At 67.3% G+C, this 16,563-nt stretch carries 16 protein-coding genes; 9 read left to right on the top strand and 7 right to left on the bottom strand.

The genetic code is table 11. The features are described 5' to 3' along the window. Positions 1-52 precede the first annotated feature (52 nt). From uvrB to ACNJ7E_RS07300, 3 genes are all read left to right on the top strand, one after another. Positions 53-2,215 carry an excinuclease ABC subunit UvrB gene (gene uvrB / locus ACNJ7E_RS07310; RefSeq protein WP_280782491.1) on the top strand — a complete coding sequence of 721 codons (2,163 nt, stop codon included), beginning with the start codon at positions 53-55 and terminating at the stop codon, positions 2,213-2,215. A 30-nt stretch (positions 2,216-2,245) separates the two neighbouring features. Further along, on the top strand, positions 2,246-3,118 hold the full coding sequence (locus ACNJ7E_RS07305) for an SCO6745 family protein (protein ID WP_418339484.1): 873 nt from the start codon (positions 2,246-2,248) through the stop codon (positions 3,116-3,118). A 188-nt stretch (positions 3,119-3,306) separates the two neighbouring features. Beyond that, positions 3,307-3,759 (top strand): universal stress protein, encoded by a 453-nt coding sequence (locus ACNJ7E_RS07300; protein WP_005247414.1) that lies wholly within the window; start codon positions 3,307-3,309, stop codon positions 3,757-3,759. A 13-nt stretch (positions 3,760-3,772) separates the two neighbouring features. Here the strand turns inward: ACNJ7E_RS07300 and ACNJ7E_RS07295 are convergent, their stop codons facing one another. From ACNJ7E_RS07295 to ACNJ7E_RS07280, 4 genes are all read right to left on the bottom strand, one after another. Beyond that, a complete protein-coding gene (locus ACNJ7E_RS07295; RefSeq protein ID WP_280782489.1) occupies positions 3,773-4,159 on the bottom strand; it encodes a DUF732 domain-containing protein in 387 nt (128 codons plus the stop codon). After that, the gene (locus ACNJ7E_RS07290; protein ID WP_418339483.1) at positions 4,156-6,438 is read right to left on the bottom strand and encodes a HelD family protein; all 2,283 of its coding nucleotides are present in this window, start codon (positions 6,436-6,438) and stop codon (positions 4,156-4,158) included. The genes ACNJ7E_RS07295 and ACNJ7E_RS07290 overlap by 4 nt, the downstream gene beginning before the upstream one ends. A 160-nt stretch (positions 6,439-6,598) precedes the next feature. Continuing rightward, positions 6,599-7,561 carry a DoxX family membrane protein gene (locus ACNJ7E_RS07285; protein ID WP_418339482.1) on the bottom strand — a complete coding sequence of 321 codons (963 nt, stop codon included), beginning with the start codon at positions 7,559-7,561 and terminating at the stop codon, positions 6,599-6,601. A 168-nt stretch (positions 7,562-7,729) separates the two neighbouring features. Then, positions 7,730-8,419 carry an MBL fold metallo-hydrolase gene (locus ACNJ7E_RS07280; RefSeq protein WP_280782486.1) on the bottom strand — a complete coding sequence of 230 codons (690 nt, stop codon included), beginning with the start codon at positions 8,417-8,419 and terminating at the stop codon, positions 7,730-7,732. Between the two features lie 151 nt (positions 8,420-8,570). On the opposite strand from ACNJ7E_RS07280, the gene uvrA reads away from it, so the two are divergent. Continuing rightward, positions 8,571-11,567 carry an excinuclease ABC subunit UvrA gene (gene uvrA / locus ACNJ7E_RS07275; RefSeq protein WP_418339481.1) on the top strand — a complete coding sequence of 999 codons (2,997 nt, stop codon included), beginning with the start codon at positions 8,571-8,573 and terminating at the stop codon, positions 11,565-11,567. A 6-nt stretch (positions 11,568-11,573) separates the two neighbouring features. Here uvrA and ACNJ7E_RS07270 read toward each other — a convergent pair whose 3' ends face one another. Then, a complete protein-coding gene (locus ACNJ7E_RS07270) occupies positions 11,574-12,320 on the bottom strand; it encodes an alpha/beta fold hydrolase (RefSeq protein ID WP_418339480.1) in 747 nt (248 codons plus the stop codon). A gap of 119 nt (positions 12,321-12,439) precedes the next feature. Here ACNJ7E_RS07270 and ACNJ7E_RS07265 point away from each other — a divergent pair, with 119 nt between their 5' ends. Beyond that, complete coding sequence (locus tag ACNJ7E_RS07265) at positions 12,440-13,141, top strand: helix-turn-helix transcriptional regulator (RefSeq protein ID WP_280782484.1); 702 nt, start codon at positions 12,440-12,442, stop codon at positions 13,139-13,141. A 7-nt stretch (positions 13,142-13,148) separates the two neighbouring features. Here the strand turns inward: ACNJ7E_RS07265 and ACNJ7E_RS07260 are convergent, their stop codons facing one another. Together ACNJ7E_RS07260 and ACNJ7E_RS07255 are read right to left on the bottom strand one after the other, a co-directional pair. Further along, positions 13,149-13,562 (bottom strand): DUF1801 domain-containing protein, encoded by a 414-nt coding sequence (locus tag ACNJ7E_RS07260; protein WP_418339479.1) that lies wholly within the window; start codon positions 13,560-13,562, stop codon positions 13,149-13,151. Position 13,563: 1 nt separating this feature from the next. Continuing rightward, entirely contained in the window at positions 13,564-13,947 is a 384-nt protein-coding gene (locus ACNJ7E_RS07255) for a DUF1844 domain-containing protein (RefSeq protein ID WP_280782482.1), read from the bottom strand. 377 nt (positions 13,948-14,324) lie between these two features. Between ACNJ7E_RS07255 and infC the strand changes: the two genes are divergently transcribed. The 4 genes from infC to ACNJ7E_RS07235 all read left to right on the top strand — a co-directional run bounded on the left by infC (position 14,325) and on the right by ACNJ7E_RS07235 (position 16,552). Beyond that, positions 14,325-14,981: a translation initiation factor IF-3 gene (gene infC, locus ACNJ7E_RS07250; RefSeq protein WP_080606194.1), complete on the top strand. Its 657-nt coding sequence runs from the start codon at positions 14,325-14,327 to the stop codon at positions 14,979-14,981. A 57-nt stretch (positions 14,982-15,038) separates the two neighbouring features. Then, entirely contained in the window at positions 15,039-15,233 is a 195-nt protein-coding gene (gene rpmI, locus ACNJ7E_RS07245) for a 50S ribosomal protein L35 (protein WP_005247390.1), read from the top strand. 63 nt (positions 15,234-15,296) lie between these two features. Then, positions 15,297-15,686, top strand: coding sequence for a 50S ribosomal protein L20 (gene rplT, locus ACNJ7E_RS07240; RefSeq protein ID WP_005247385.1), 390 nt, complete (start codon positions 15,297-15,299; stop codon positions 15,684-15,686). 56 nt (positions 15,687-15,742) lie between these two features. Beyond that, positions 15,743-16,552 carry a TrmH family RNA methyltransferase gene (locus ACNJ7E_RS07235; protein WP_011594147.1) on the top strand — a complete coding sequence of 270 codons (810 nt, stop codon included), beginning with the start codon at positions 15,743-15,745 and terminating at the stop codon, positions 16,550-16,552. Positions 16,553-16,563: the final 11 nt, after the last annotated feature.

Genomic DNA, 16,563 nt, shown 5'->3' with positions numbered 1-16,563 from the left:
GCTGACGGAGATCGTCGGAGAGTTTGTCGGTACCTGCGCCTACCCTGGTTGTATGGCGTTTGCATCCGAGCACCCCGTGGTGGCACATTCCGAGTTCCGTCCCATCGGGGAGATCGAGCGGTCGGAAGCGCGGTTCGAGGTCGTCAGCGACCACAAGCCGGCCGGCGATCAGCCCACCGCGATCGCCGATCTGGAACGCCGCATCAACGCCGGCGAGAAGGACGTGGTCCTGCTCGGCGCCACCGGTACCGGCAAGTCCGCCACCACGGCGTGGCTGATCGAGAAGGTGCAGCGGCCCACCCTGGTGATGGCGCCCAACAAGACGCTCGCCGCGCAGTTGGCCAACGAGCTGCGCGACATGCTGCCCAACAACTCCGTCGAGTACTTCGTCTCGTACTACGACTACTACCAGCCCGAGGCGTACATCGCGCAGACCGACACCTACATCGAGAAGGACTCGTCGATCAACGACGACGTCGAGCGGCTGCGCCACTCCGCGACGTCGAGCCTGCTGTCGCGGCGGGACGTGGTCGTGGTGGCGTCCGTGTCGTGCATCTACGGTCTCGGCACCCCGCAGTCGTACCTCGACCGCTCGGTGCAGCTCGAGGTCGGGGTGGAGGTTCCGCGCGACGCTCTGCTGCGGCTGCTGGTCGACGTGCAGTACACCCGCAACGATCTGGCGTTCACCCGCGGATCCTTCCGGGTGCGCGGCGACACCGTCGAGATCATTCCCTCGTACGAGGAGTTGGCGGTCCGGATCGAGTTCTTCGGCGACGAGATCGAGGCGCTGTACTACCTGCATCCCCTCACCGGGGACGTGGTGCGGAAGGTCGACTCGGTGCGCATCTTCCCGGCCACGCACTACGTCGCGGGTCCCGAGCGGATGGAACGTGCCGTCAAGGACATCGAGGCCGAACTCGAGGAACGGCTCGCCGACCTCGAGAACAAGGGCAAGCTGCTCGAGGCGCAGCGTCTCCGGATGCGCACCCAGTACGACCTCGAGATGATCAAGCAGGTCGGGTTCTGCTCCGGCATCGAGAACTACTCGCGTCACATCGACGGTCGCGGGCCGGGTACGGCGCCCGCCACGCTGATCGACTACTTCCCGGAGGACTTCCTCCTCGTCATCGACGAGTCCCACGTGACGGTCCCGCAGATCGGCGCGATGTACGAGGGCGACATGTCGCGCAAACGGAATCTCGTCGAGTTCGGGTTCCGGTTGCCGTCCGCCACCGACAACCGCCCGCTGACGTGGGAGGAGTTCACCCAGCGCATCGGGCAGACGGTGTACCTGTCGGCCACACCCGGCAAGTACGAGCTCGGGCAGGCAGGCGGGGAGTTCGTCGAGCAGGTCATCCGCCCCACCGGTCTCGTCGACCCCCAGGTGGTCGTCAAACCGACCAAGGGGCAGATCGACGACCTCGTGCACGAGATCCGCGAACGTGCCGACCGGGACGAGCGCGTCCTCGTCACCACGTTGACGAAGAAGATGGCGGAAGACCTCACCGACTACCTCCTCGAACTCGGTATCCGGGTGCGGTACCTGCACTCGGACATCGACACCCTGCGACGGGTCGAGTTGCTCCGGCAACTTCGTTTGGGGGAGTACGACGTCCTGGTGGGTATCAACCTGCTGCGGGAGGGCCTCGACCTCCCCGAGGTGTCGTTGGTCGCCATCCTCGACGCCGACAAGGAGGGCTTCCTCCGGAGCTCGACCAGCCTCATCCAGACGATCGGCCGCGCGGCTCGTAACGTCTCCGGCCAGGTCCACATGTACGCCGACAAGATCACCGACTCGATGCAGCACGCGATCGAGGAGACCGAGCGGCGGCGTGAGAAGCAGATCGCCTACAACGAGAAGATGGGCGTCGATCCGCAGCCGCTGCGGAAGAAGATCGCAGACATCCTCGACCAGGTCTACGAGGAAGCCGAGGACACGGCCAGCGGAGTCGACGTCGGCGGTTCCGGCCGCAACGCCACTCGCGGGCGCCGCGCCCAGGGCGAGGCCGGGCGCTCGGTCAGCGCCGGGGTGTACGAGGGCCGCGATACGAAGTCGATGCCGAGGGCGGAGTTGGCAGATCTGGTCAAGGAATTGACCGATCAGATGATGAACGCCGCCCGAGATCTGCAGTTCGAACTCGCCGGACGACTGCGCGACGAGATCGCTGACCTGAAGAAGGAGCTGCGCGGCATGGATGCCGCGGGCCTGAAATAGCGGGCGCGCCCAGGCAGTACGGTCTGAAGCATGGATGCACACAACGCAGGTCGTACCGCCCGGTCCTTGGAGTTGCTTCATTCGCTCAGCTATTTCGTTCCCGAGGTCGAGAATCGTCTGGTCGAGGCGGGCCTCGCACCGGGTCGGATGGGCTACTTCGCGGGCCGCTCCGCGCCGATGGGCGCGGTCGGTGCGGGCGTCGTCACTGCGACCTTCTACAACTTCAGTCCGGCCGTGATCGAGTCGGTCATTCCGCGTGCCTGGGGTCTGGCCACGCCCGCGGCAGTCGTCGACGCGCGGTACCGGGCGGTCGGGGAGGCGTATGTGCGACTTCTCGGCGAATCGGTGACGAATTCACCGGAGATGGCCGAGGCCGCCGAACTCGCGTCGATCGCGGCCCGCGGAATCCCGGGTGTCGAGGGACGGCCGCCGTACGCGGGGTACGCGGGGGTGGAGTGGCCGGACACACCGCACCTCGCCTTCTGGCATGCCCTCACATTGCTGCGGGAGTACCGCGGCGACGGTCACGTCGCCGCCCTGCAGACGGCGGGACTGAGCGGACTCGAATCGCTGATCACGCACACCGCGACCGGGTTCGGCTTCCAGAAGAAGTTCGCGATGACGCGCCGCGCCTGGACCCAGGACCAGTGGGACTCGGCGAGCGACAGTCTGCGTGACCGCGAGATCCTGGATGCGCGGGGCGAACTCACCGCCGACGGCAAGGAGTTGCGCGAACTGGTCGAGGATCTCACCGACGATCTCGCGCTGGCTCCGTGGGCCGCGCTGGGGGAGGACGGGGCGGCCCGGCTCGTCGAACTCGCAACCCCGTGGCGCGACGCGATCGTCGCGGCGGGCGTGTTCCCCGCCGGCGTGTTCGGTCCCAAGGTCGGCACGTCACGCTGACGCTGATCACAGCCGAAGCGCCTCCGGAATGTGATCCGTCATGCACTGGGGATATCCCCTGTGGCATGTGTTGCAAATGCACCTATGCGGGCACCGATACAGCTAGGGTCAGCGCAGTGGCTGCTGGGTCCAGGCATGACGTATGTCCGGACCCCGGCCAATTGACCACCGCAGACATGGAGGAATGAATGAGCGCCTACCGGACCGTTGTCGTCGGAACTGATGGCTCCGAGTCGTCGTTTCTGGCCGTCGAGAAGGCTGCTGCCATCGCGGGGGACGCCGGTGCCAAGCTGATCATCGCCTGCGCGTACTACCCGGCCGATCCGAAGGACGTCGGGCAGGCCGCCGACGCGCTCGGTGACGAGGCCTACCAGATCACCGGTTCCGCCCCGACGTACGAGATCCTCCGCACCGCGAAGGAACGCGCCCACGCCGCCGGCGCCAAGGAGGTCGTGGAACGCGCCGTCGTCGGTGCGCCCGTCGAGTCGCTGCTGAACCTCGTCGACGAGGTCGAGGCCGGTCTTCTGGTGATCGGCAACCGCGGACTCAACACCCTTACCGGGCGTCTCCTCGGCTCCGTTCCGTCGGATGCCGCACGCAAGTCGACGTCCGACGTCCTCATCGTCCACACGGTGCGCTGACGCACCACGCGGATCAGCAGTAATTCGCCTCGGCGGCATCGAGATAGACCTGCGCCACCTGTTCGGTGGTGAGGCCGATATCCGACGTCGCCGAGGCGAACTGCGCCATCGGGGTCAGATGCGCGAGGATCGTGGCCTCGTCCGTCCCCTCGGACAGCTGGCCGCAGATCCCGTTGGCGAGAGCCATGACCGTGTCGTCAGGCAGCGCCGGTATGCCGGCCCCGGTCAGCGACTCCTTGTAGCGCAGGCCACGGGCGTCGAGGTGTGATGCGGCAGTGGTGGCGGCAACCGAGGCCGTCGACGGCGGGTCGGAGGCGGTGGCCTCCGAACACGCGGTCGACACGATCGCGGTGAGGACGAGCCCACACCCGATCAGCCGACCGCGACCGCCCGGTGTCACGACAGGATCCCGACCTCGGCCGGACCGAGATCGGACAGCACCGCGGGCAACGTCTTCGTATGCACCACACCGAGTCGTTGCGTCGCGCGGGTCAGGGCGACGTAGAGGTCGTTCATCCCCCGCGGCGACTCGTCGAGAATGTCCTGTGGCTCGGCGATGAGCACCGAGTCGAACTCCAGCCCCTTGACGTCCCGCACCGTCAGGACGCTGACGGTGTCCGACTTCAGATCGGCGAGTGCGGCGACGAGGTCGTGGCCCCCGATCACGACAGTCGTGCCCGGTGCGGTTTCCCGGGACACACACGTGCGCACGGTGTCCGCGAGATCGGGTTCGGACACCTGCAGCGCCCACGGCGCGAATCCGGATTCGCGCACCGACCGCGGCACGGTCTGCTCGGCGTCGATCTCGGCGAGAACCCGCCGTGCCGACGTCATGATCTCCGCCGGAGTGCGGTAGTTGACGGTCAGTTCCGTGAGCTTCCACCGTGCGGCCACGTACGGCTCGAGGATCCGTTGCCACGACGACGTACCCGCCGGGTCGCCGGTCTGCGCCGTGTCGCCGACCAGCGTCATCCAGCGATTCGGTATGCGCCGCATCAGCATTCGCCAGGCCATCTCCGAGAGTTCCTGCGCCTCGTCGACGATGACGTGGCCGTAGGTCCAGGTTCGGTCGCCCGCTGCGCGCTCCGCGGTGGTCTGGTGCTGTCCCACGTCGTGGCGTTCGGCCAGCTGGCTGGCGTCGATCAGGTCGTACGCCATCAGAATTTCCGGGTCCAGCTCGTCCTCGAGATCCTGCGGCGCCGAACCGGTCAGGATGTCCAGGGCGCCCTGGGCATCCGCGATCTGTGCCCGCCACTGGCGGCGGGCGCGCTCCCGTTCGGCGGCGTCGTCGACGCCGAGCAGTTCCGCCAACTCGTCGAGGAGTGGCGCGTCGGCGGCACTGAAGCCGCGCATGACGGGGCGTCGCAACGACTCACGTTGCGTTTCGGTCAGATTCGGCGCGGCATCGGCCAGCCGCTTCGGCGAGGCGTACAGCTCGGCGAGGACCTGCTGCGGCGACAGTTCCGGCCACAGCGCGCTGATCGCCGTCATGATCTCCGGGTCTTCACGCATCTCGTCCCGCATGTCGGCGATGTCGTCCCGGCTCAGCAGGTTCCCGCCGTCGACGACGTTGGCGCCCAGTGTGTCCGCGAGTTGCTGGGCGAGTGCCTCGATGACCGACGAGACGAAGATGGGCCGTGCCAGGTTGTGCGGGCGCCGCGACGACCTCGCCCGGCCACGAGCGCGGGTGACGACCTTGCGGTCGAGGGTGATCCGGTAGGTGTCGAACGTCAGCTCGACGGGACGCGACGGCACTTCCTGCCGATCCCGGACCGCCTTCTTGAGCACGTCCAGCATGTCGAGCGAGCCCTTGATCTCGCCGGCGTCGAGGCTGTCCTCGACGGTGGCGCGGACGCCGGGGTAGAGGTCGCCGATGGTCGAGAGCAGCACACCGGTCTCGCCGAGCGACGGCAGCACCTGGCCGATGTAGTCGAGGAACGTGGCGTTGGGGCCGATGATGAGGACGCCGGCCTTCGCGAGCTGCTGCCGGTAGGTGTAGAGCAGGTAGGCGGCGCGGTGCAGAGCGACCGCGGTCTTGCCGGTTCCCGGTCCTCCCTGGACGACCAGCACACTCTTGTGCTCCGACCGGATGATGGCGTCCTGCTCACCCTGGATGGTCTCGACGATGTCGTTCATCTGACCGGTGCGGGCCGCGTTGAGCGCGGCGAGCAGTGCACTTTCACCCGCGACGCCGTCCGAGCCGGTGATCGTGCCCGCGGCCTCTGCCGCCGCCAGATCCAGATACTCGTCGTTGACGGCCGTCACCCGGCGGCTCCGCGTCCGGATGTGCCGCCGACGGGAGACGCCGTCGGGGGCTGCGGGGGTGGCGAGGTAGAACGGGCGGGCAAGGGGCGCACGCCAATCGAGGAGCATCGTCTCGTAGTCGTTCTCCTCGTCGAGGATGCCGAGCCGGCCGATGTAGCGGTGCTCGCCGTCGAGATCGATGCGTCCGAAGCACAGCCCGTTCTCGGCGGCGTCGTACTTGGCGAGGTCTTCGGTGTAGAGCTGGTTGAACGACTCCCGCTCGCTGCGGGCCTGCGGGGTCCCGCCGGTTTCGAGCAGTACACGGCTCAGCCGGTTCGCCGCGTACTGGCGAAGGCCGTCCAGTCGGGTGTAGAGCATCGTCACGTACTGCTGCTCGAGCTCGCGCTCGTCGCGTGACGTGTCCTCGTCGGGCAAGAGGTCTCCTTGACTGGTTCGGCTGCAACCGGATCGGCTGCAAAAGTGCCTGGACAGTCTAGTCGGCCCCGGAGGCCGCCCGCTGACATTGCAGGTCAGGGGTGATCTCCGGGGCCGATCAGATCGATTATCCGGCGCAGGTCGGCGCCGCGGCTCGGGGTCAGTGGGACAGTTCGTCCCGCTTCGCTCGGGCCTTCTCGAGCGCGGCTTCCGCCTGCTTGCGGGCCCGCTTGCTCAGCACCTCGCCGCGTTCTACGGCGGTGCCGGCCCATTCGCCGCCCTTCTCGCGGGCGACGTCGGCCAACTCCGGGCCGCGTTCCTTCGCGACGTCGACGAGTTCCGCTCCGCGTTCCTTCGCCAGTTCGACGAGTTCCGCGCCGCGCTCCTTGGCGACCTCGGCCCACTCGGAGCCGTGTTCCTTGGCGACCTCGGCCCACTCGGAGCCGTGTTCCTTCGCGACGTCCGCCCATTCGGGGCCGCGATCCGCCGCGACCTTCGCGAATTCGGCGCCACGGTCTTTCGCGACCTCGAGGATTTCGGACCCGCGCTCGGCGGCCTCACCGGACAGGATGCGTGCGCGCTCCGACGCCGCGGCCAAAGCCTCCCCGATCTCGGGACCGTGATGGTCGTGACCCGATCCGAGCGGCAGAGCCGCGGCCACGGCCTCCTGTGCGTGCCGGGCGGCGCGACGGCCACGCCAGCCGAGGGACGGCCTGCCCTCGGTGTCGACGGCGGCGATCAGCAGTCCGCCGAGCAGGCTGACGTTCTTGAGGAACTGAGTGCGCTGCGCCGCTTTCTTCGCCGGGTCGGTCTCGTTCCAGAAGTCGTGCCCCACAACGGTAGTGGGCACAAGGCTGCCGGCCAGCGCGAGCGATGCGAGTCGCGGCGCCTTCCCGGTGGCGAGAAGAATTCCGCCGCCGATCTGCACGGCGGCGTTGATCTTGACCAACGTCTCCGGGTCGGACGGGATCTTCTGGGTGACGGACTCGGGGAGCGTCTCTGTGGACTTGTCGATCAGTGGTGCGGCGGCCTGTGCTCTCTGCGCCGGATTTCGAAGTGCATCGATCCCTCCGCTGATGAAGACTGCGGACAGCAGTGGGCGAGCGATACGACGGACAAGCATTCCTGGCCTCCCAATCTCGAGTTCTCCCGTCTCACACTAACGAGAGTTCAGGGCAGTCGTCGGCGTACGACCATGTTGCCGAACCGACAGGCTGCCCATTCACCAGTACCCAGGGAGGCCGATCGTCAATCGCGGACCGTCCGGTGCGCAATCGGCGATCGGATGCGGTCACCAGCCGCGCTCGCGCCACTCCCCGAGGTGGGGGCGCTCGGTGCCGAGGGTGGTGTCGTCACCGTGGCCGGGGTAGACGACCGTGTCGTCGCCGTAGCGGTCGAAGAGCTTGGTTTCGACGTCGGTGAGCAGTGATGCGAACTTGCCGGCGTCGGCGGTCTTGCCCACGCCGCCGGGGAAGAGGGAGTCACCGGTGAAGAGATGGACGCGTGTGCCGCCGGTCTCGGTGAGCGCGAGCGCGACGGAGCCGGGGGTGTGGCCGGCGAGATGGATCACGTCGAGAGTGACGTCGCCGACGGTGACCGTGTCACCGTCTTCCAGGAGACGGTCGGGCCGGATGGGCAGAGCGTCGGCGTCGAGTGGATGCGCGGCGGTGTCCACGCGGGTGGCTGCCGCGACGTCCTCCAGCGCCAGCCAGTGGTCGCCGTGCTGGTGCGTGGTGACGATCAGCTCGAGGGATGGAGCGTGTTCGCCGATCAACTGGTTGACGCGGTCCGCCTCGTTGGCGGCGTCGATGAGGACGGATTTTCCGGTTGTGGAACAGACGACCAGGTACACGTTGTTGTTCATGGGGCCGACGGACATCTTCGTGATCGTGGCTCCCGGAACCGTGCGGCGCTGCGGCGCCGAACCGGGGGAGACGTGGCCGGTGTACGAGTCTTCTATCACCATGGGCTGCTCGGTCATGATGGGGAGGCTACCGTCGAATACAGGCAGGTGAGTGGCAGGGCGGCCATGCGTCCCACAGAACGTGTCGGTGCCCCGGCTTACCATGGCACGGCCAGAGGGCCCAGCGTTCATGCGCGTCCTCGGCTGTCGAACAATGAAGGGACTTGGAGTGGCGGATCGCCTTATCGTGCGGGGTGCCCGTGAGCACAATCTGCGAGGGGTCGATCTCGATCTGCCCCGCGACAGCCTGATCGTGTTCACCGGGCTGTCGGGCTCGGGCAAGTCGAGTCTGGCGTTCGACACGATCTTCGCCGAGGGCCAGAGACGTTATGTCGAGTCGCTGTCGGCGTACGCGCGCCAATTCCTCGGCCAGATGGACAAGCCCGACGTCGACTTCATCGAAGGTCTGTCGCCGGCGGTGTCCATCGACCAGAAGTCGACCAACCGCAACCCGCGGTCGACGGTCGGCACCATCACGGAGGTTTACGACTACCTCCGTCTGCTATACGCCCGGGCGGGCACCGCCCACTGCCCGGTGTGTGGCGAGCAGATCGCGCGGCAGACGCCGCAGCAGATCGTCGACCAGGTCCTCGGCATGGAAGAAGGCACCCGCTTCCAGGTGCTCGCTCCCGTCGTGCGGACCCGCAAGGGTGAATTCGTCGACCTGTTCGACCAGCTCAACATGCAGGGCTATTCGCGTGTGCGAGTCGACGGCGTGGTGCATCCGCTCTCCGATCCGCCCAAGCTCAAGAAGCAGGAGAAGCACGACATCGAGGTCGTCGTCGACCGCCTCACCGTCAAGGCCAGCTCCAAGCAGCGACTTACCGATTCCGTCGAGACCGCGCTGCGGTTGGCGGAGGGCATCGTCGTCCTCGACTTCGTCGACCGCGAAGAGAACGCCGCAGACCGGGAACGCCGATTCTCGGAGAAGCTGGCGTGTCCGAACGGCCACGCGCTCTCCATCGACGACCTCGAACCGCGGTCGTTCTCGTTCAACTCCCCGTACGGCGCCTGCCCCGAGTGCACCGGTCTCGGAATCCGTAAGGAGGTCGACCCGGACCTCGTTGTCCCCGACCCCGAGCTGTCCCTCGAGGACGGAGCCATCGCGCCGTGGTCGATGGGGCAGAGTTCCGAATACTTCGGCCGCCTGCTGTCCGGGCTCGGCGACATTCTCGGCTTCGACATGAAGACGCCGTGGAACAAGCTGCCCGCGAAGGCGCGCCGCGCGATCCTCGAGGGAAGTGAGGAGCAGGTCCACGTCCGGTACAAGAACCGGTACGGGCGTACCCGTTCCTACTACGCCGAGTTCGAGGGCGTCATGCCGTTCCTGCACCGCCGCCTCGAGCAGACCGAGTCGGACCAGATGAAGGAACGCTACGACGGCTACATGCGCGACACCCCCTGTCCCGCGTGTGGTGGTGCGCGTCTGCGCCCCGAGATCCTGTCGGTCACGATCGCGAACGAGAAGTTCGGTATGAAGTCGATCGCCGAGGTCTGCGAACTGTCGATCTCCGATTGCGCCGACTTCCTGAACAGCCTCACATTGGGCAGCCGCGAGGAGGCCATCGCCGGTCAGGTGCTCAAGGAGGTCCAGGCACGTCTCGGCTTCCTGCTCGACGTCGGCCTCGAATACCTGTCGCTCGCCCGCGCAGCCGGCACCCTGTCCGGTGGTGAGGCGCAGCGTATCCGCCTCGCCACCCAGATCGGTTCGGGCCTGGTGGGCGTCCTGTACGTGCTCGACGAGCCGTCGATCGGTCTGCATCAGCGCGACAACCGGCGTCTCATCGAGACCCTGACGCGCCTGCGCGACCTCGGGAACACGCTCATCGTGGTCGAACACGACGAAGACACCATCCGCACGTCCGACTGGGTGGTCGACATCGGACCGCTCGCCGGCGAGCACGGAGGCAAGGTCGTCCACAGCGGGCCGTACGAGGAACTACTCGACTGCGAGGAATCCCTCACCGGCGCGTACCTGTCGGGCCGCAGTCACATCGAGATTCCGGCCATTCGCCGACCGGTCGACCGCAAGCGGCAGGTCACGGTCATCGGTGCGCGCGAACACAACCTCGGGGGCATCGACGTCAGCTTCCCGCTGGGCGTGCTCACGTCGGTCACCGGCGTGTCCGGGTCCGGTAAGTCGACGCTCGTCAACGACATCCTCGCGACGGTGATGGCGAACAAGCTCAACGGCGCCCGCCAGGTGCCGGGCAGGCACACCCGCATCAACGGGCTCGACCAGCTGGACAAGCTCGTCCAGGTCGACCAGTCGCCGATCGGCCGCACCCCGCGGTCCAATGCGGCCACCTACACCGGGGTGTTCGACAAGATTCGCACCCTGTTCGCCGCCACTACCGAGTCGAAGGTGCGCGGCTACCAGCCGGGCCGGTTCTCGTTCAACGTCAAGGGCGGCCGGTGCGAGGCCTGCTCCGGAGACGGCACGTTGAAGATCGAGATGAATTTCCTGCCCGACGTGTACGTGCCGTGCGAGGTCTGCCACGGCGCCCGGTACAACCGCGAGACGCTCGAGGTCCACTACAAGGGCAAGACCATCGCCGAGGTCCTGGACATGCCGATCGAGGAGGCCGCGGAGTTCTTCGAGCCCATCACCTCGATCCACCGCTACCTCAAGACCCTGGTCGAGGTCGGTCTCGGGTACGTGCGGCTCGGTCAGCCCGCGCCCACGCTGTCCGGTGGTGAGGCGCAGCGCGTGAAACTCGCCGCCGAACTGCAGAAACGTTCGACGGGCCGCACGGTGTACATCCTCGACGAGCCCACGACGGGTCTGCACTTCGAGGACATCCGCAAGCTGCTGGGGGTGGTCAACGGGTTGGTCGACAAGGGCAACACGGTGATCGTGATCGAGCACAACCTCGACGTGATCAAGACGTCCGACTGGGTGGTCGACATGGGGCCCGAGGGCGGGTCCGGCGGCGGAACCGTCGTCGCACAGGGCACCCCGGAGGAGGTTGCGCAGGTTCCGGAGAGTTACACGGGGCGGTTCCTCGAAAACGTCCTCGAGGTGACGGCGCCTCCCGCTGCGGCGAAGTCGAAGGCGGCCAAGTCGTCGTCGACGCGGAAGTCCGCTTCGGCGAAGAAGACTGCCGCGGCCGCCACGGCGACACCGCGCAAGCGGGCGCCGAAGAAGGCCGCAGCAGTCGGCTGAGTTCGGTCAGTCCCTCGCGGCCGTGTCGATCGCGGTCGCGAGGTCTGCGGGCCGCGACCACATCGGCCAGTGGCCGGTCGGCAGATCGACGTAGTCGACCTTCGCGATCTGCGCGAGTTCGGCGGCCATCGGATGGCCCGCGCCGGCCATCTGCTGGATGACCTCCGACGGGAAACTGGTGCAGATCACCGTGGTCGGCACGTCCAGACGGCTGCTGTCGCGGAGTTCGAGCCTGTCCCTCGCGGGACCGGCGGGTTCCGGCACCGCGCGGCTGCGGAACGTCTCGAGAATGGCGTCGTCGAGTCCGTCGAGACTGCTGCCGTCGGCTTCGAGTTCGGACCACGACGGGAGCGGGATCTCGGTGACCGACGCATCGAGATCCTCACGGAGTGCGGTGCCGTTCTGCAATGGCCCCGAGTCGACGTAGACGATGCGGGCCAGCCGGCCGGGCACCCGGTCGCTCGCCGCGTAGGCCACCGGTCCCGCACCGCTGTGCGCGACGAGCACAACCCGCTCCGACGACGGTGTGTTCGCGACGACGTCCGCGATTGCGGAGATGTGATCGTCCAGTCGGATGCCGGCGCGGTCGCTGTCCGAGGAGTGAAGCCCGGGCAGTGTCACCGCGGTGACGTGGTGTCCTCGCCGGATCAGGTCGGAAGCCACTGCCTCCCACGCCCATGCGCCGAGCCAGAATCCGGGAGCCAGGATGATGTGAGTGCCTGTGCTGTCGTGTGATTCGTTTGTCTGGGTCATGGGACAAGAGTGAACCCGCAACGGTGACATCTGCGTGTCACCGTAAGTGTCACAGTCGTATAACGGAATCGGTCGGCGAGAATCGGGACTTTGCCGCGGTCGTTCGGCAGACTGCCCTCATGGACCGTCCAGCCCGCCTTCACGCCCTGACGGAAGAACTACGCCGCGCGGGGGACCGGGGCCGGACCGCGGAGCAGTTGGCGGCGCAGTTCGAGGTGACCGCCCGGACGATCAAGCGGGACGTCGCCGTGCTGCAGTCCTCGGGCGCCCCGATCTGGGCCACTGCCGGGCCGGGTGGGGGATACGGGATCATCGGGAACGGCACGTTACCGCCCGTGAATTTCACTCCCGCTCAAGCGGTCTCGGTGGCACTGGCCCTGACGGCGTTTCGCGATGCTCCGTTCGCGACCGACGGCCGCGCCGCGCTGGCCAAGCTGCTCGACGTGATGGATTCCGAGTCGAGGGAGCGGGTGGAGCGCCTCGGCGCGAAGGTGTGGATCCGCCGAGACGCCGACACGGCGAGCGCGGAACCACGCGTCCGCCGCGTCGTCGAAGACGGATTGCAGCGCGAACTGATGGTGTCGCTCCGATATGTGGACCGGGACGGCGAGCGCACCGAACGGGTCGTCGAACCGCACCTTCTCGCTCACACGAGGGGATCGTGGTTCCTCATCGCGTGGTGCCTGAGCCGGGCGGGTGTGCGGTGGTTCCGGCTGGACCGGGTGTCCGACGCCACCCTCACCGGCCGGTCGTTCGTCCCGCGCGATCCGAGCCTTTTCGGCGAACCGCCTGCCGACGCGCGCAGCGTGTTCGAACGGTGAGATTCGATCAGAGCGCGCGGGCGGCGGCCACGGATCGGTTCAGCAACGAGACGAGAACCGACTCGTCGACGTCGGCGAGCTTCTTGACGTAGAGGCAGCCCTTGCCGAGCGTGTGCTTGCCGAGTGCGGCGAATTCGGCCTCGTGCTCGGTGAGGTCGAGCGAGAGGTACAGGGTGAGTGCCGCGGCCCGGGGCGAGAAGCCGATCAGTGCAGTATCGCCCTCGTGTCCGCTGGCATACCTGTAGTGGCGGGAGCCGAACCCGACGATGCTCGTGCCCCACATCGCGGCGGGCTCTCCGCTCGCAGCGGTGAGCAGCTCCACCAGTCGTACGCTGTCGGCGCGCTTGACCGGATCGGCGATCGTGGCGAGGAACTCGTCGACGCAGGCAGGCGTCTGCGCGGTCTTGTTGCGGCTCGCCATGTCAGTACACGGGGCCGGTGTACTTCTCGCCCGGACCCTTGCCCGGCTCGTCCGGGTGCGAGGACGCTTCGCGGAACGCCCGCTGCAGCGCCTGGAGGCCTTCGCGGATCGGTCCCGCGTGCGGTCCGAGGTACTCGATGGACGCGGTCACCAGGCCGGCGAGGGCGGTGATGACCCGCCGGGCCTCGTCAAGGTCGCGGTGCGGGCTGGAGTCGGGGTCGGCGTCGGACAGGCCGAGCTTCTCGGCTGCCGAACTCATGAGCATGACCGCGGCGCGGCTGATGACCTCGACCGAGGGAACGTCGGCCAGTTCCCGGACGTCGGTATTCTGGTCACCGTCGGTCGGGGTGCCGTCGTTCGGGGTGTCATCGATGTTGTCCGTCATGCCTTAGAGGATTCCACCAGGGCCCTGTGGCGCAACGTCCCGGTATCGATTAGCTCGCGACGTGCGCAAATGTTACTCTTGACGCAACGACCGCCTTCGGATTTGTCGGGGGCAGCAAGTGGAGTCCGACTCCCACCTCTGCGCGGCAGGTAAAACTGCAGTTCAGTGGTCCGGTCGCTCGGTCCGAGGTTACTCGGTTCGAGTTCCTCGAATGTGAGGAGATGAGGGATCGGCGTGAGCCGTGAGTTCGTCTGATCGGTCGACATCGGGCCCCGCATGGTGAGAGTCATTCACCGCCGCGGGGCTTTTTTGTTGGGAATCCGGGCGTACGGGCTGCTGGCGGTCTCGAGACAAGACCGTTCAACCTAGGAGGCCCCATCAGCACTGAGACCCGCATCAACGATCGCATCCGAGTTCCCGAGGTCCGCCTCGTCGGACCCGGAGGTGAACAGGTTGGCATCGTGCGTGTTGAAGATGCACTCCGCTTGGCCCTCGAGGCCGATCTCGACCTGGTCGAGGTGGCCCCCGACGCTCGCCCGCCGGTCTGCAAGATCATGGACTACGGCAAGTTCAAGTACGAGGCCGCGCAGAAGGCGCGTGAGTCGCGCAAGAACCAGCAGCTCACGGTCATCAAGGAGCAGAAGCTCCGCCCCAAGATCGACGATCACGACTACGAGACGAAGAAGCGCAACGTCGTGCGCTTCCTCGAAGCGGGATCCAAGGTCAAGGTCACGATCATGTTCCGCGGACGTGAGCAGTCGCGTCCGGAGCTCGGATTCCGGCTGCTGCAGCGTCTCGGTGCAGACGTCGCGGATCTCGGGTTCGTGGAGACGTCCGCCAAGCAGGACGGTCGAAACATGACGATGGTGCTCGCTCCGCACAAGGGCGCGAAGACCCGTGTGAAGGCGCAGGAAAGCGCCGCTGCGCCGCCGGCGCAGCGGGCAACTCCCGCGCCGGCCGCACCGGCACAGGCTCCGGCGGCACCTGCGGAGCAAGCGGGCGACAGTGCGCCCGGCGAAGCGCCGACCAGCTAGTCCGACTACACCAGCACGACCCGGATCACGGTCCGGATACAGAGAACTGAGGACTCCATGCCCAAGTCGAAGACCCACAGCGGCACCGCGAAGCGATTCAAGGTGTCCGGCAGCGGAAAGATCCTGCGCCAGAAGGCCGGTCGCCGCCACCTGCTCGAGCACAAGGCCACGAAGGTGACCCGTCGCCTCGATGGCGTGGCTGTCGTCAGCAAGGCTGACACTCCTCGCATCAAGCGCCTGCTCGACATCTGAGTCGACACCCTTTTACTGACCACCCGGGGCAGCTCACCGCCCCAAGATTGACAGGATTTTTCAGTGGCACGCGTAAAGAGGGCGGTAAACGCCCAGAAGAAGCGTCGTTCGATTCTCGAAGCCTCCAGCGGCTACCGCGGACAGCGCTCGCGCCTGTACCGCAAGGCGAAGGAACAGCAGCTCCACTCGCTGACCTACGCGTACCGTGACCGCCGCGCGCGCAAGGGCGACTTCCGCAAGCTGTGGATCACGCGTATCAACGCTGCTGCACGGGCGAACGACATCACGTACAACCGCCTGATCCAGGGTCTGCGTCTGGCCGAGATCGAGGTCGACCGCAAGAACCTCGCCGAGCTGGCCGTGTCCGACGCGGCGGCATTCGCCGGCCTCGTGGCCCTCGCCAAGGCGGCGCTCCCGGCTGACGTGAACGCTCCGGCCGGAGAAGCAGCCTGAGTCTCGCAGCACCCCGGCCTTCAGAGCCCCGGCCTTCAGAGCCTCGGAAACGACCCGTGGACCCGCTCACCGAGCGCACCCCACGGGTCGTTTCTGCTGTCAAGCTGCTGCGCACCGCGGAACGCCGCAAGGTCGGGCGTTTTCTGGTGGAGGGCGAGAACTCCGTCGGCGAGGCACTCGACACCCGCCCCGTGCACGATCTCTTCTACACCGAGGACGCCGAGCAGCGGTACGCGAGGCTGATCGACCGGGCACACACGGCGGGCGTCCGTACGTCGTTGGTGACGGACCGGGCGGTTCGAGCGCTCAGCGACACGGTGACCCCGCCGGGTCTCGTCGCGGTGTGCGATCTCCTCGACGTTCCGCTGGCGGAGGCGATCGGACCCGGAACCCGTCTGCTCGCGGTCCCGGTGGCGGTCGCGGAGCCGGGTAACGCGGGCACCGTCATCCGGGTCGCGGACGCGGTGGGCGCGGACGCGGCCATTCTCGCGGGCGACAGCGTCGACCCGCACAACGGCAAATGCGTCCGGGCGTCCGCCGGAAGCCTGTTCCACCTTCCGGTGGTGCGTGAACGGGACACCGCGGCGGTCCTCGACAGCATCAGCGCGGCGGGAATTCAATTGCTCGCCACGGCGGCAGACGGCGAGGTCGATCTGGACGACGCCGACGAACTGCTGGCCCGCCCCACGGCGTGGCTGTTCGGCAACGAGGCCCACGGCCTCGACGCGGCCACGTCCGCGCGAGCCGATCACCGGGTGCGGATTCCGATCCACGGTCGAGCCGAGAGCCTCAACCTGGCGACGGCGGCGTCGATCTGCCTGTATTCGAGCGCGCGGGTCCAGAATCGCAAGCGAACCGACAGCTGAACCGGCGAAAA

Origin of the sequence: Rhodococcus mengyinensis (assembly GCF_048381435.1) — a bacterium.
Lineage (GTDB): Bacteria > Actinomycetota > Actinomycetes > Mycobacteriales > Mycobacteriaceae > Rhodococcus_F > Rhodococcus_F opacus_D.
Note: the sequence above shows the minus strand (reverse complement) of the source record. Positions and strands in the feature narration are given on the sequence as shown.

Excerpts from the sequence above, each read along its gene's own strand:
- ACNJ7E_RS07280 (WP_280782486.1), bottom strand. The coding sequence starts at position 8,419 with ATGACCGAGCAGCCCATGGTGATAGAAGACTCGTACACCGGCCACGTC.
- ACNJ7E_RS07270 (WP_418339480.1), bottom strand. The coding sequence starts at position 12,320 with ATGACCCAGACAAACGAATCACACGACAGCACAGGCACTCACATCATC.
- uvrB (WP_280782491.1), top strand. The coding sequence starts at position 53 with ATGGCGTTTGCATCCGAGCACCCCGTGGTGGCACATTCCGAGTTCCGT.
- ACNJ7E_RS07300 (WP_005247414.1), top strand. The coding sequence starts at position 3,307 with ATGAGCGCCTACCGGACCGTTGTCGTCGGAACTGATGGCTCCGAGTCG.
- ACNJ7E_RS07285 (WP_418339482.1), bottom strand. The coding sequence starts at position 7,561 with ATGCTTGTCCGTCGTATCGCTCGCCCACTGCTGTCCGCAGTCTTCATC.
- ACNJ7E_RS07260 (WP_418339479.1), bottom strand. The coding sequence starts at position 13,562 with ATGGCGAGCCGCAACAAGACCGCGCAGACGCCTGCCTGCGTCGACGAG.
- ACNJ7E_RS07255 (WP_280782482.1), bottom strand. The coding sequence starts at position 13,947 with ATGACGGACAACATCGATGACACCCCGAACGACGGCACCCCGACCGAC.
- ACNJ7E_RS07305 (WP_418339484.1), top strand. The coding sequence starts at position 2,246 with ATGGATGCACACAACGCAGGTCGTACCGCCCGGTCCTTGGAGTTGCTT.
- ACNJ7E_RS07265 (WP_280782484.1), top strand. The coding sequence starts at position 12,440 with ATGGACCGTCCAGCCCGCCTTCACGCCCTGACGGAAGAACTACGCCGC.
- rpmI (WP_005247390.1), top strand. The coding sequence starts at position 15,039 with ATGCCCAAGTCGAAGACCCACAGCGGCACCGCGAAGCGATTCAAGGTG.